Raw genomic sequence first — 16,133 nt, forward strand, 5'->3', positions numbered from 1 at the left:
AGAACATCCTGAAGCGTAGCTAAGAAAAAATTTTCATAAGGCTTATGCCGAAAAAAACTTATGCGCTTTGTAAAAAGCGGCACATTGTTCAGCACGAAAGCCTTTGTTTTATGCGCTTTAGGGAGCGCAAAAAGGCTTGAGGAAAGTTCCACTCACTTTGCGACATACGGCGAAGTACTGCTGAAGGGGAGGGACGCGTAGCGGCTGAGGGGTGACAGATTTTTGTCACTCGGGTGATTCATCAGCGTTACGTAGCGTTAGTGGGCGTATTGCTTTGATCGGGATGCGGAAGTGCTTGATAGCACTGATGTTTCCGAAAGAAGCCACCTGCGAAACGAACTGTTGAAGGTGCGAGCGTCGCCTCCAACAACCCGGTTGAGCCATGGGCTGCTTCGCTTACCAGTGCCGACGGTGGTCGGCAGCGGAGGATTTCACATGGCAACGCTCATCGGCACAGTCACTAAAGTCATTGGCCAGGTTTTCGCCCAGTCAGCCGACGGTACCAAACGCGCACTGGTTGAGGGGGATCGCCTGTTTGCCGGCGATCAACTGATCACCGGCGCAGAAGGCGCCGTCGCCGTTCACCTGCAAAACGGCCAGGAACTGACCCTCGGACGCGGCAGCAGCATGACCATGACCGGTGAACTGCTGGCGGGTCAGGCGGCGCATGTCAATGCCGCTGAGGCCGTGACCCCGAGCGACGCGCAATTGACCGACGTCGAGCAGATCCAGAAAGCCATCGCCGCCGGGGACGACCCGAGCAAAACCGCTGAAGCCACCGCGGCCGGTCCGAATGCCCCGGGCGGCGCACCGGGAGAGGCGGGCGGCGGCCACAGTTTTGTTCTGCTGACCGAAGTGGGCGGACGGGTCGACCCGATCATCGGTTTCCCCACCGCCGGGTTCGGCGGTATTCCCGAATTCCCTGAAGAACGCCACAACGCGGTGATCGACAACGGCGATGACACCCCGGCTGTGGTGGTGCCGCCACCGGTGAACAATCCGGTGACCCTCACCGGCCTGAATGTGGCGGGCGGCGAACTGAACCTCAGTGAAGCCAATCTGCCTGACGGTTCGTCGGCCAACCCGGGTGCACTGACGCAAAGCGGCAGCTTCACGGTGTTGGCGCCGGATGGTCTGACCAGCCTGAGCATCGGCGGCATCAACGTTATCGTTGGCGGTGTGCCGATCGGCTTCCCGCAATCGATCACCTCGCAACTGGGCAACACCCTGACCATCACCGGCTACAACCCGGCGACTGGCGTTGTCAGCTACAGCTACACCCTCAACGGCAACGAAACTCATGCGGCCGGCGACGGCGTGAACAATCTCAGCGAACAATTCACGGTGATTGCCGGCGACAGCAATGGCGACACCGCGACCGGCACGCTCGACGTCAACATCACCGACGACGTGCCAAAAGCCTTTGATGACAGCAATGGCACGGCATCTGAAACGCAACTGACACTGACTGGCAACGTGTTGACCAATGACGTGCAAGGTGCTGATCGCGTGCCAACCGGTCCGGTAACCCCGGGCACTTTCACCGGCACTTACGGCACCTTGGTGCTGAATGCCGACGGCACGTACACCTACACGCTGAACACCAGCGACGCGGACTTCAAAAACCTGCACGGTGGCGGCAATGGCACGGAAACCTTCGCCTACACCATCACCGACTCGGACGGTGATACCAGCTCCGCCAACCTCGTCCTGCAGATCCACAACAACGACGATCCAGTGGTCATCAATGGCCTGAACGTCGAAGGCGGGGAGTTGACGGTCTACGAGAAAAACCTCAGCGACGGCAGCGCACCGGATGCCACCGCGCTGACTCAAAGCGGCACGTTCACCATCACTGCACTCGATGGTGTAACGACGCTCACTGTCGGTGGCATCGCCGTCGTCACCAACGGCGTGGCCGCAGGTTTCCCGCAATCGATTACTACACCGCTCGGCAGCACGCTGACCATCACCGGTTTCAACGCAACCACCGGTGTGGTTAGTTACAGCTACACCCTGGTCGACAACGAAGCGCATCCAACCGCCAACGGCGCGAATAACCTGCCTGAGCAGTTTGCCGTCACCGTGGTCGATGACAACGGCACCACTGCCAACGGCACGCTCGACGTGAACATCACCGACGACGTACCCAAAGCCTTTGATGACAGCAATGGCACGGCGTCTGAAACGCAACTGACACTGACCGGCAACGTGCTGACCAACGACGTGCAGGGCGCCGACCGCGTGGTGACCAATGAAAGTGCCGGGCCGATCACCGCCGGCACATTCACCGGGACTTACGGCACGCTGGTCCTCAACGCCAACGGCACGTACACCTACACTTTGAACACCAACGACGCCGACTTCAAAAACCTGCACGGCGGTGGCAACGGCACGGAAACCTTCGCCTACACCATCACCGATTCCGACGGTGATACCAGCACTGGCAACCTCGTCCTGCAGATCCACAACAACGACGATCCGGTAATCATCAACGGCCTCGACGTGAATGGCGGCGAACTCACCGTCAACGAAAAAAACCTCAGCGACGGCAGTGCGCCGGATTCCACCGCGTTGACCCAAAGCGGTACGTTCACCATCACCGCACTCGATGGCGTCACAACCCTGACGGTCGGCGGCATCGCTGTCGTCACCAATGGCGTGGCCGCAGGGTTTCCACAATCGGTCACCACGCCGCTGGGCAGTACGCTGACCATTACCGGTTTCAATGCGACCACCGGCGTGGTCAGCTATAGCTACACGCTGGTCGACAACGAAACGCACCCGACGGCCAACGGCGCGAACAATCTGCCAGAGCAGTTCGCCGTTACCGTGGTCGATGACAACGGCACCACCGCCAATGCCACTCTCGATGTGAACATCGTCGATGACCTGCCAAAAGCTGTGGATGACAGCAACGCCGGCACCGCATCGGAGACCCTGCTGACGCTGACCGGCAATGTCCTGACCAATGACGTGCAAGGTGCGGATCGCGTACCGAGCGGCCCGGTAACCCCGGGCACTTTCACTGGCACATACGGCACCTTGGTGCTCAGCGCCAATGGCACTTACACCTACTTCTTGAACACCAGCGATGCCGACTTCAAAAACCTCCACGGTGGCGGCAACGGTTCGGAAACCTTCACCTACACCATCACCGATTCCGACGGCGATACCAGCACCGCCAACCTCGTCCTGCAGATCCACAACAACGACGATCCGGTGATCATCAACGGCCTCGACGTCAATGGCGGCGAACTCACCGTTTACGAGAAAAATCTCACGGACGGCAGCACACCGGACGCCACCGCGTTGACCCAAAACGGCACGTTCACCATCACTGCACTCGACGGTGTCACCACGCTGACTGTCGGCGGCATCGCCGTGGTCACCAACGGTGTAGCCGCAGGTTTCCCGCAATCGATCGTCACGCCGCTCGGCAGTACGCTGACCATCACTGGTTTCAATGCGACCACCGGCGTGGTCAGCTACAGCTACACCCTGGTCGACAACGAAGCGCATCCAACCGCCAATGGCGCGAACAACCTGCCTGAGCAATTCGCCGTCACCGTGGTCGATGACAACGGCACCACCGCCAATGCCCCCCTTGATGTGAACATCGTCGATGACCTGCCAAAAGCCGTGGATGACAGCAACGCCGGCACCGCATCGGAAACCTTGCTGACCCTGACTGGCAATGTCCTGACCAATGACGTGCAAGGTGCTGATCGCGTGCCAACCGGTCCGGTAACCCCTGGCACTTTCACCGGGACTTACGGCACCTTGGTGCTGAATGCCAACGGCACTTACACCTACACCCTGAACACCAACGACGCCGACTTCAAAAACCTCCACGGCGGCGGCAACGGCACGGAAACCTTCGCCTACACCATCACCGATTCCGATGGCGATACCAGCACGGCGAATCTGGTTCTGCAGATCCACAACAACGACGATCCGGTGATCCTCAATGGCCTCGACGTCAACGGTGGCGAACTCACCGTCTATGAGAAAAACCTCAGCGACGGCACCAGCCCCAACACCCCGGCGCTGACCCAGAGCGGCACCTTCACCGTCAGCGCCCTCGATGGTCTGCAAACCCTGACCGTGGGTGGCATCAACGTGGTCACCGGTGGCGTGGCCGCAGGCTTCCCGCAATCGATCGTCACGCCGCTCGGCAGCACGTTGACCATCACCGGTTACAACCCCGCTACCGGTGTGGTGAGTTACAGCTACACCCTGGTCGACAACGAAACCCATCCAAACGCCAACGGCGCCAACAGCATCACCGAGAACTTCAACGTCGTCGCGACCGACACCGATGGCAGCACCGCCAACGGCCAGATCAACGTCAACATCGTCGATGATTTGCCGAGCGCTCATCCTGATTCTGCTTCGGTGGCAGAGGGCGGCACGGTCAGTGGCAATGTCCTGAACAATGACATCGGTGGCGCCGACGGCCCGGCTGTGACCGGTGCCGTGGTCGGCGTGCGCGCCGGCTCCGATACCTCAACCTCGGCCATCGGCGGCCTCAGCAGCAACATCAACGGCACCTACGGCTACCTGACCCTGGACGCCAACGGCAACGCGGTCTATCACAGCAATCCCAACGTCGTGAACGGCCCGGGCGCAGTGGATGTGTTCACCTACACCGTGCGCGATTCCGACGGTGATGAAAGCACCACCACCATCACCATTGATGTCTACAACAGCAAGCTGTGCGCGACCAGCGACACCGACGTCACCGTCTACGAGAAAGCGCTGGACCTGACCAAGGACGGCGCGGATCTGGCTCCCGGTACAGTCACTGGCAGCGATCCGACCAGCACCGGCGAAACCGCGTCCGGCACCCTGGTCGGCTCGGTCGCTGGTGCGGTCGGCGCGATCAGCTATGCGCTGGTCGGCAGCGCCACCGGCAACTATGGGCAAATAGCCCTCAACCCCAACGGCACATATACCTACACGCTGACCTCGCCGGCGAGCACCACGCCGCATGCCGACGACGGCGCCAACAGCCTGAGCGAAACCTTCACCTATCAAGCCACCGATTCACTGGGCAACATCGTCACCAGCACCATCGTCGTCAGCATCGTCGATGACGTGCCAAAAGCTGTGCACGACAACAACGCCAACAGCGCCTCGGAAACGCAACTGACCCTGACTGGCAATGTGCTGACCAACGATGTGCAAGGCGCCGACGTGGTCGCAAGCGGACCGAATGCCGGGCCGATCACCGCCGGCACCTTCACCGGTACTTACGGCACGCTGGTGCTCAACGCTAACGGTACTTACACCTACACGCTGAACCCCAACGATGCCGACTTCAAAAACCTGCACGGCGGCGGCAACGGCACCGAGACGTTCAGCTACACCCTGACCGATGCCGACGGCGACACCAGCACTGCCAACCTGGTGCTGAACATCCACAACAACGACGACCCGGTGGTGCTTAACGGCCTCGACGTCAATGGTGGCGAACTCACCGTCTACGAGAAAAACCTCAGCGATGGCACCAGCCCCAACACCCCGGCGCTGACCCAGAGCGGCACCTTCACCGTCAATGCGCTCGATGGCCTGCAAACCCTTACTGTGGGCGGCATCGCCGTGGTCACCAACGGTGTTGCCGCAGGCTTCCCGCAATCCGTCGTCTCGCCGCTGGGCAGCACCTTCACCGTCACCGGTTACAACCCGGCGACCGGTGTCGTCAGTTACAGCTACACCCTGGTCGACAACGAAACCCACCCGAACGCCAACGGTGCCAACAGCCTCACCGAGAACTTCAACGTCGTGGCGACGGACACCGATGGCAGCACCGCCAACGGCCAGATCAACGTCAACATCGTCGATGACCTGCCGACTGCCAAACCCGACACCGGCTCGGTGGCCGAGGGCGGTACGGTCAACGTCAGCGTGCTGGGCAATGACATCAGCGGTGCCGATGGTGCAGCGACGGTGGTCGGTGTGCGTGCCGGCAGCAACACCGGCACCTCGGCCGTCGGCGGCCTCAACAGCAACATCAATGGCAACTTCGGTTACCTGACCCTCGACGCGGCCGGCAACGCCGTTTACCACAGCAACCCGAACTCGGTGAGCCCACCGGGCGCCACCGACACCTTCACCTACACCATCCGTGACAGCGACGGCGATGAAAGCACCACGACCATCACCATCAACGTTGCTGACAGCAAGCTGGTGGCCTCGGTCGATCAAGACGTGACGGTCTACGAAAAAGCCCTCGACCTGAGCAAGGACGGAGCGGATCTGGCTCCCGGTACGGTCACCGGCAGCGACCCGAGCAACACTGGCGAAACCGCGACCGGCACACTGGTCGGCGCCGTCACCGGCGGCAGCGGCGCGATTACCTACACCTTGGTCGGCAGCGCCACCGGCACCTACGGGCAGATCCAGCTCAACGCCGACGGTACCTACACCTACACGCTGACCTCGGCGCCGAAAACCTCGCCGGGCGCCAACGACGGGGCGAACACGCTGAGCGAAAGCTTCACTTACCAAGCCACTGACGCGCTGGGCAACAGCACCACCAGCACTCTCGTGGTCAATATCGTCGACGACGTGCCAAAAGCCGTTGCGTCGGATCGTTCGGTGGCGGCGGTTGAGATCGACTCCAACATCCTTATCGTCCTCGACATCTCCGGCAGTATGGCCGACGCCTCCGGCGTACCGGGCCTGTCGCGACTGGCGCTGGCCAAGCAGGCAATCAGTGCCTTGCTCGACAAGTACGACGACCTCGGCGATGTCAAAGTCCAGCTCGTCACCTTCAGCAGCAACGCCACTGACCGAACCTCGGTGTGGGTCGATGTCGCGACCGCGAAAACCATTCTCGCCGGACTCACCGCCGGCGGTGGCACCAACTACGACGCCGCAGTGGCGGTGATGCAAACCGCGTTCAACACCTCGGGCAAACTCACCGGGGCGCAGAACGTCGGTTACTTCTTCTCGGACGGCAAACCCAACGAAGGTGACATCAACGCTGCTGACGAAGCCGCGCTGAAAAACTTCCTCGATGCCAACAACATCAAGAACTACGCGATTGGCCTCGGCAGCGGCGTGAGCAACGCCAACCTCGACCCGCTGGCCTATGACGGCATCAGCCACACCAACACCAACGCGGTGGTGGTCACCGATCTCAATCAACTCAACTCGGTGCTGTCGGGCACTGTGCAGGGCGCGCCGGTCACTGGTTCGTTGCTGGGCGAGGGCGGCACCTTCGGCGCTGATGGCGGTTTTATCAAGTCCATCGTGGTCGACGGCACCACCTACACCTACGACCCCAAAGCCCTCAGTGGCCAAGGCTCGTTGACGCCAAGCGGCGGCACCAATCACGGCACCTTCAACACCGCCAACAACACGTTGAGCATCGCCACCAATAATGGCGGCACATTACTGATCAACCTCGACAGCGGCGACTACACCTACACCTCACAGAAAACCACCGCTGTGGTGATCACCGAGAACATCGGCTTTACCGTCAGCGACAACGACGGCGACCTTGCCAGTTCGACGCTGACCGTGAAAGTGATCCCCAACGCGCCGCCGGTGGCCGTGGACGACCACGTCATCACCAACGTGCTCTCGGGCAATATCGTCGTGCCGGGCGAACTGCTGCTGGCCAATGACACCGATCCGAACGGCGATACGCTCAACGCCACGCCCACCAGTTTCAACACCGGCTGGATCTCGAAAGCGGCGGACTTCACCGGCACCGGTGCGATCAACTTCACCGGCACCAACGTCAACACCGCCGCCAACCAGAACCTGGCCAACGTGCGTAATTCGTTCAGTGCCAACGCCGCGACCATGACTGCCGTGCTGGTGGTCAGCGGCTATCTAGGCGCAGTGACCAACAGCAACGCCAACGATGAAGACCGCATCACCGTCAACCTGCGCCAGGGCGAAACCCTCAACCTCGATCACAACCTGGCGGCCGGTCACGTCAGCATGGAGTACTCGATCAACGGTGGCGCCTACACAACCCTGGCGGACGGGCAAACCCTCACCGCGTCGGCCGATGGCGTCTATCAGATCCACATCACCAACATCGCCAATCCCAGCGGCGGCGGTAACCCCAACGCGGCGGAAAACTACCAGCTGACCATGACCCTCAATTACGCCGGGGCGCATGACATCACCCCGGACTTCCACGGCAGCTACACCGCCAACGACAACCATGGCGGCAGCGACACGGCCAACGTCAGCATCAGCTATCAGGACGGCCACACCCTCACCGGTACCTCGGGGGATGACGTGCTGGTGGCCGGCAGCGGCGACAACATCATCAACGCCGGCGACGGCAACGATGTGCTCACCGCAGGCTCCGGCAACAACGAGCTGCACGGCGGCGCCGGTAACGACTTGCTCTACAGCGGCCCGGGCAACGATTTGCTCGACGGCGGTACTGGCAGCGACACCGCCAGCTACGCCCACGCCACGGCTGCCGTCACCGTCAACCTCGGCCTGCTCGGTGCGCAAAACACCCTCGGCGCCGGCACTGACACCCTGACCGGCATCGAAAACCTCGTCGGCTCGAACTTCAACGACACCCTCACCGGCGATAACAATAACAACGTGATCAACGGTGGCCTCGGTAACGACATCCTCAACGGTGGCGGCGGTGACGACCTGCTGATTGGCGGCATGGGCAACAACACCCTGACCGGTGGCGCAGGGGCCGACACCTTCCAGTGGCTCAAGGGCAACAGTGGCCATGACCTGATCACCGATTTCACCCCCGGCACCGACAAGCTCGACCTGTCGCAACTGCTGCAAGGAGAAAACGGCACCACCGCCTCGCTGGATGACTACCTGCACTTCACCGTCAGCGGCAGCGGCGCCTCGGTCCTCACCAGCATCGACGTCAGCGCCATGGCCGGCGCCACACCGAACCAGACCATCGACCTGGCTGGCGTCAACCTCGCCAGCCATTACGGCGTGACGCCGGGGGCGGGCGGGGTAGTGGCTGGTGGGCATGACACGGCGACGATCATCAGCGGCATGCTGAATGATCATTCGTTGAAGGTGGACACGGTGTAAGCGACGCCTGAAACGACAAAACCCGCCGTCCCGTTCAACCGGGGCGGCGGGTTTTTTCTGCCTGAAGGCAGGGCGTTGTTCTTCCGTCAGTCTTCGCGAGCAGGCTCGCTCCCACATTGGAGCGCGGTTAACTGTGGGAGCGAGCCTGCTCGCGAAAGCGCCGGATCTGACTCCGAATAACTCAGCGGTTGATCACACCTGTATCAACCCGGCGGATTCTGGCGTAGCTGTAGGCGATGACGCGAGGTCGTGTAGCTCGATTTTTTGCCTGCACGTTTCTGATAAGCGCACATGATTAAGCCCCCTGCGTACGAGCATTGATTCCGACGAACGGTAGCAAAACCTGTAATTTCTGACAGTAGGCAGCGCCCGCCTTTGCGCATTAAATCGAACCCATGCAGCGGCGGTATCACCCTGTTGATACCGCACACCAACGTTTGGTTAATTGTCGCGGAGCGTCCTACATGCAGCCCCCGGAACTCACACAAGGCCCGCACAGTGCAAATCCGCAACCATCAGAGGTCACCGCTTTGCCGGTTCCGCAAGTGCCGGTCATTCTCAAGGACGAACACGGTGCAGAAAGTCCCGACGGACTGTTGCCGCGTACGGAGTTGAACCGTGATCTGCAGTTGATTGTTCCAGCGTGGAGCTTCACCACCGATCCTGTTCTCGGGCCGGATATTGTCAAAGTGGGATTTCGCCCGCTTGGGGATGCCTTTCGCGAAGTCAATGAATTCAAGTTTTTAATACCCATCGAACCTGGGGACAAGATCGTATCAGTCCCCAGGGACTATCTGGACAATGGCATCTACGACCTGTCTTACATCCTGATCCAGGGGGGCAACCCTGCTGAGTCCGATAAAAAACGTATTACTGTAGACAGGGTGGCCCCGGATGATGGTCAGGAACCCGCCTTGCTGGAAATGCTCGATGTCGTCGGCGCTATCACCGACGACTACTTGAAGGAACATGGGCAGGTTCGTTTTCAAGTGCGCAGTTATGTGGGGATAAAAGCCCGGGACAGAGCCATTTATTTCTGGACCGATACGGATAACCCTTCCGATTCGGAAACCGAGATTGATGAACAGGAATTCAGTCAGGTAGACATTGACCGTGATGAACTGTTTATCACTATGCGCGAACAGGACATTCGTGATCGGGGTGAGGGGCCCCGTTATATCTATTACCGTCTACGAGACTGGGCGGGTAATAAAGGCCCCAGATCAGAACTGTTGGAGTTGCTTGTCGATCTGCTCCCGGCGCCCGGAAATCTCAAACCGCCTCGCGTGCCTTTGTCGGACCGAGGGTTGATTGACCGCCAGCATGCCCGTGAAGGTGCGGTGGCTCAGGGTGCCGTGACGGTAGAAATCGATCGTTATGACAATCCAGGCAGTGACAACGAAATTCTGCTCGACTGGAATGGCACACCGCTGGCGCCGGTGCCGGTTGATCCTTCCCGCTTTCCCGTGGTCGTGCCAGTGCCTTGGTCAGCCCTGACAGCTAAGGGGCTGGGGCCCTTGACGGCGTCGGTGACTTACAAAGTGCGACGTCCTTCAGGCACCACGCCATCCTCTCTGGAAACCAGGGTCCCGGTAGATTTGACCCTCGCCGGACAGGACCATGCCAATGCCCCGGCATTACTCAACCCGACTCTGGCAAAAGTAGAAATATACGGCGTCAATTCGAAAGTCCTCAACACGTTGACGCCGGATGATTTTGGCGAGCCTGCCGAAGGGATTCTCGCGCTGTTTGATGCGCCACTTGCCGGGCAGACAATCAGCCTGTTCTGGGGGGCGATCACCACACCTGCAGCGCAATATATCGTTCAGCACGGTGATGTAGCCGGTAAGCGCGTGCCGTTCACCATTCCTTGGTCGATCATTGACCAGGACCGGGAGAACCCTGCATTACCGGTCTATTACACGACCAGCAACAACGTCAATCTGCAACAGGCTCTGACAACATCAGTCAATGTATCGATTGTGGTGATCGAAAACCTGAAGGAGCCATCCTTTCCACATGCGAACAAAAATGGTGTTCTTGACTGTTGTGCATGTCCGCGACTCTGGAAAGGGGTCTGGGTGAAAATCGAGGGGAATGCCGCCTTCGACAAAGATGATGAAGTGACTCTGCATTGGCAAGGATCTAAAGGACTGAATGGTTCTGAACCTATTCCCGGAGTGACAGACAAGTTCCCCACGATATTGAGTGACGCGCAAGCGCGTGATGGTTTTGAAGTGCATGTCGCGGACTTTGAGCGTTTGATTGCCCCTATGGTGAATGACGGCTCTGCACTGTGTCATTACACACTTAAGAAAGCCAAGGGCGGCGTGGGTAGTTCAAAAGAGGAGTTCGTCATTATTAATAGAACCCTGCCCAGCGGTATTGTCTGTTCCGATAAGGAGGGCGAGGATTACTGTGGTTCGCCCTGCGAGAATTCCGGATGGGGTAAAAAGTTTGCAGAACACTTGTCTGCGAAGTTGCCAGGCTTATTGAAATAAGCAGTTCTTGAATTCCACGTTTCTCGTGTCTGACTTGAGCAGTGTCTGTTAATTGCAAGAAGTTTAACCAGTGCCAAACGTATGCCTGCGTTGTTGCGTATGCGTGGGCGTCTTCTCCAGGAGCGATAAAATGACCGTTTATAAAAAACTCACCCCCGCACAGCAAAGTCGACTGGATTACAAGAGAATCCGCCTTGCAGCCCCGAAGATGGATGCAGACCCCCCTCAAATACACCCTGATAATCCCTTGCTGCCTGATCAAGTCGGTGATGGCAAGAATCAGGTTCCGCTTTCATTACAGGGCTTGGAATTGAAAGTAAATATACCTCGGCCTCCACGAGCAGGTGATATACCCTCCGTGCCGGGGCTTATTGATTTGATGTGGAATGGCACGAGGTTGCCACAAACGCGATATAGCTACACCACGCCTCTTGACGCTGGCATTCTCTTGATCCCTATGACGCTGCCGGCCAACCTGACCGACAGAGAGGGTAAACATGAATTGAGCTACTACCTCAGTCAAGGCGGGAACATTGGTGTCGTAACACCCGTGGAGATTAATGTTGACAGAAGCCCGCCGCTGCCGATAACAGAGGTCAATGTTCCCACCGAAGTAGAGCGTGACGGTATCACTAAAAAATATCTCGACGATAATGGTCATGTGCTGATAACTGTTCAGGAATATGCCGGCCATATGCTCAATGATGTGGTTGATTGTTTTATTGGCACTTCCGTACCTTTGCCGACGTTGATTGGAACAATTACTCGTACGGATCTGGCTACGCCTCTGGAATTTCAACTGACCGCGGCAATGCTGGACGATGAAGAGGGAGTAAGGGCTATTTATTGGCAGGTGACGGATCGCAAGGGCAATAAAAGCCTTCATTCACCTTATAAGCGCTTGAACGTCACGCTGACAGATCCTCCTGCAGGTTTGCTGCCGCTGGATATTCCCCTGTATAGCGACAACCTGATTGATTTGGAAGATGCTCAGCAACCGATTGGCGTCGGGATTAAAGATGAATACACCAACTTCATTGATGGCGATCAGTTGGAAGTCACTTGGGATGGCCAGTTACAGTCGGCGGTCACGATTCCCGGGTTTCCCTTTTATGTCGATGTGCCCTTCCGCAATGTCTTCAACGGCAATGCCGGCCTGAAGACTGTTACAGCCAGTTATCAGATACGGCGCAAGGGTGTCGCTCATCCTCTTGTTCCGGTCGAGCTGGACAACATCAGCGTGGATTTGCGCAAGCCAGGCGCGCCAATAGATCCCGACAAGCCAGGCAACCCGAACCCCGATCTGCCAACAGTGTCAGTACAAGGCAACGATGGCGGGCTTCCCAATCAGTTGAGGGAGGCTGATAACACTGGCCCGGTAATTGTAACGGCTACGCTCTATACCGAGGCCAAGGAGAATGACGAAGTACAACTTTACTGGAAAGGTGAGCCGGTAAGCGAGGCAGACGGCGGGATTGTAAAAATCGGTGCTACGCTTCCAGCCGACTTGGAATGGACTGTTCTATGGAAGGTTTTCGAGGACGCAGGTAACGGTAATCCGATCAAGACCCATTATGTGATCAGCCACGATGTAAACGATAACGTGGAGGTTTCGCTCGCGACGGATGTTGATGTACTCGTTCGTGACGGTGTCGTCCCGGAGGTGAAGTTCCAACACCTCGATGACGACTTCGGCTTGCTGAATTGCTTGTCTTTGCGAAGGGATAGCGTTGCCGGCGTTGTAGTCGAAGTGTTGGTCGCGGGGGGCGAGCCTCAATTGGCAGATAAGGTATTGACGTTCACTTATCAAGGCTACAGTGACAACGGAAGCACAACTAAACCCGGTACCGAAGCCAAAGTTACCTACACCCCCTCCAGTCAGGAAGCAACCGCCGGGTTCATTGTAAAGGTTCCCTATGATCCGGCGATCCTGACCACGGAAAACGCGTGGGGAGGCATAAGCTACTCGGCTGTTATTGATGGGCGCGACACACCGTCTGCAGAACATGTGGTAAGGGTTTATATGGTTGATCCGGCGGGTGGTTCATGCCCCCTGCCTTAAGAAAGTGCTGAAGTCGCAAGGGAAGGTACTGCATGTACCTTCCTTTTTAAATATGTAACGAGTAGCCAGTGGAAATGGTTACTATTTTTTTAAGGACTTTTACCCTGTGAACTTCAGAAAAATCCTACGTTGGTTGGGTTGTGGCATTCGGTATTGTTCGACGCTGAATTGTCTGGCGGGTAAACAAATTTGCCGGAGTTAATTAATCGAAGGATAGTCAATCATGAAACCCGAAGTCTTTTCATTTTGCAGAATCACTTCCACCGGAAGCTTTCGAATGCTGGTAGCGATACCGGCATTTTTTTTGTTGGGTTCACCCGCGTTCGCGGTCATCGTCGATAACAGTACGCTGGATGTGGACTCGACAGTGCCGCCCACTGATTACCTGGTGCGCAATAACGGAGTACTGAATCTTGCCCAGGCCATGACTCATACCCTGAATGTGATTTCCGGATCGACACTGAACATCAATGGTGCCACGGTGAATGCTGAAAGTGGCATTGAGGGAATTTCCATCACGGCCAGTCGAGGCAATCTTGTGCAGGCCGATGTCACCAGCGACTCGATAGCAATGATGGTCAATCGATCTTTCTCTTCGACGCAAGGGTCGACTGTCACCGCGACTGACAGTCAATTCAGGGGGGGCGAAGCCGGGATACAGATAACCGCGTTAAGCAACCTGATACTGATCGGCAGTGAAGTGACGGGACAGGCCGCGGGCAGTGTCGGCCTGAGTATGATCGGCGGTGAAGTGCACGCTACAGCCGGTACTCGTATCAGCGGCGACCGGGCGGGTGTGCGGATGGTCAACGACTCGTCCGTTTCAGGCAGCAATACGCTGGTACTGGACGGTGCCAGTATAGAGGGACGCAATGGGCCGGCGATAGAGGTTGCCGGTGGTGCAGACGTCAGCATCGAGGTGCTGAACAACTCCACTTTGCAAGGTAGCGCTAATCAATTGCTGGCGGTTCAAGAGGCTTCGACCGCCGCGGTAAAGGTTGGCAACAGTACGTTGATTGGCAACTTTTCAGTGACGGGTTCCAGCACGGCTGATTTCATTTTCGACCGAGGCGATATGACCGGAGACATGCTGGTTGAGGACGGCTCGACGGCCAACGTCACCTTGCAGAACCAGTCGCAGTTCACCGGTCGTCTGGACAAGGTCGCCAGCGTCAACATCAATGACACTTCAAACTGGACCTTGACCGGCGATGACTCTGTTGGCGCAATGCGCCTGGAGGGCGGCCGGGTTACTTTCGGCGCAGCGCAGGCACCCACAACCTACTATCAACTGACGGTCGGCGCACTTGCCGGTACCGGCACGTTTGAGATGAAAGGTGATTTTGCCAACGGGCAGAGTGATTTCCTCAATGTTCTTGGTCAGTCAGAGGGGCAGTTCGATCTCGCGGTGAAGGCTTCGGGGCTGGATGCGGCGTCGCCTCAGCAATTGACGCTAGTGCGTACCGGCACAACCGATGGAGCGAATTTTGCGCTGGCCGGCGATCAGAGAGTGGATGTCGGGACCTGGTCGTACGGTTTGGCCAGTCGGGAAATCGAGGGGGGAGCGAAGGAGTGGTTTCTCGACCCGACCACCGAAGTCATCAGCCCCGGCGCGCGCTCGGTACTGGCCTTGTTCAACACAGCCCCGACCGTCTGGTATGGCGAGTTGAGTTCGTTGCGCAGCCGCATGGGCGAATTGCGTTTCAACGGTGGCCAGGCCGGCGGCTGGATCCGCACCTACGGCAACAAGTACAACGTTGCCGATGGCTCGGGCGTGGGCTATCAGCAGACGCAACAGGGTTTGTCCCTTGGCGCCGACGCTCGACTGGGCGAAAGCCAGGTGCTGGTCGGGGTACTCGCCGGCACGAGCGAGTCCGATCTGGATCTTGATCGCGGTACGTCGGGAACGGTGAAAAGTTACTACGTCGGGCCTTATGTCACCTGGCTCGACAGTGATACCGGTTACTACTTTGACGGCGTGCTCAAGTTCAACCGTTTTCGCAACGAGTCCAAGGTCAACCTGAGCGACGGCAGCCGGACCAAAGGTGATTACGACAACTGGGGGGTAGGCGGTTCTGCCGAGTTCGGTCGGCATATCAAACTGGCCAACGACTACTTCGTCGAACCGTTCGCGCAACTGTCGGCGGTGCAGATCCAGGGCAAACACTACACGCTGGACAACGACATGGACGCCGACGGTGATCGTATGCGCTCACTGCTCGGCAAGGCGGGTGCCACGTTCGGACGTAACATCGCACTCGCTAACGGCGCTGTCGCCCAACCCTATGTGCGCGCGGCGGTTGCTTATGAATTTGCGACCAACAACGAAGTGAAGGTCAACAACAACGTGTTCAACAATGACTTGTCCGGCTCTCGGGCGGAGTTTGGGGCGGGGGTGGCGGTGGCGATGTCCGAGCGGTGGCAGGTGCATGTTGATCTGGACTATGCCAATGGGGAGCATATCGAGCAGCCTTACGGTGTGAATCTGGGATTGCGGTACAGCTTTTAACTACTGCTTG

General features: G+C 58.2%; 4 protein-coding genes. All 4 read left to right on the forward strand.

Annotated features, from left to right (window positions below; translation table 11 throughout):
• The first annotated feature begins 435 nt into the window (after positions 1–435).
• Positions 436–9,051: a retention module-containing protein gene (locus tag QOM10_RS07755; RefSeq protein ID WP_316917827.1), complete on the forward strand. Its 8,616-nt coding sequence runs from the start codon at positions 436–438 to the stop codon at positions 9,049–9,051.
• A 464-nt stretch (positions 9,052–9,515) separates the two neighbouring features.
• Positions 9,516–11,552 (forward strand): hypothetical protein, encoded by a 2,037-nt coding sequence (locus tag QOM10_RS07760; RefSeq protein ID WP_238704384.1) that lies wholly within the window; start codon positions 9,516–9,518, stop codon positions 11,550–11,552.
• Between the two features lie 130 nt (positions 11,553–11,682).
• Positions 11,683–13,614: a hypothetical protein gene (locus tag QOM10_RS07765; protein WP_316917828.1), complete on the forward strand. Its 1,932-nt coding sequence runs from the start codon at positions 11,683–11,685 to the stop codon at positions 13,612–13,614.
• A 223-nt stretch (positions 13,615–13,837) separates the two neighbouring features.
• Positions 13,838–16,123 carry an autotransporter outer membrane beta-barrel domain-containing protein gene (locus tag QOM10_RS07770; RefSeq protein WP_316917829.1) on the forward strand — a complete coding sequence of 762 codons (2,286 nt, stop codon included), beginning with the start codon at positions 13,838–13,840 and terminating at the stop codon, positions 16,121–16,123.
• The last annotated feature ends 10 nt before the right edge of the window (positions 16,124–16,133 follow it).

The sequence above is a fragment of the Pseudomonas sp. P108 genome, assembly GCF_032613195.1.
GTDB lineage: Bacteria > Pseudomonadota > Gammaproteobacteria > Pseudomonadales > Pseudomonadaceae > Aquipseudomonas.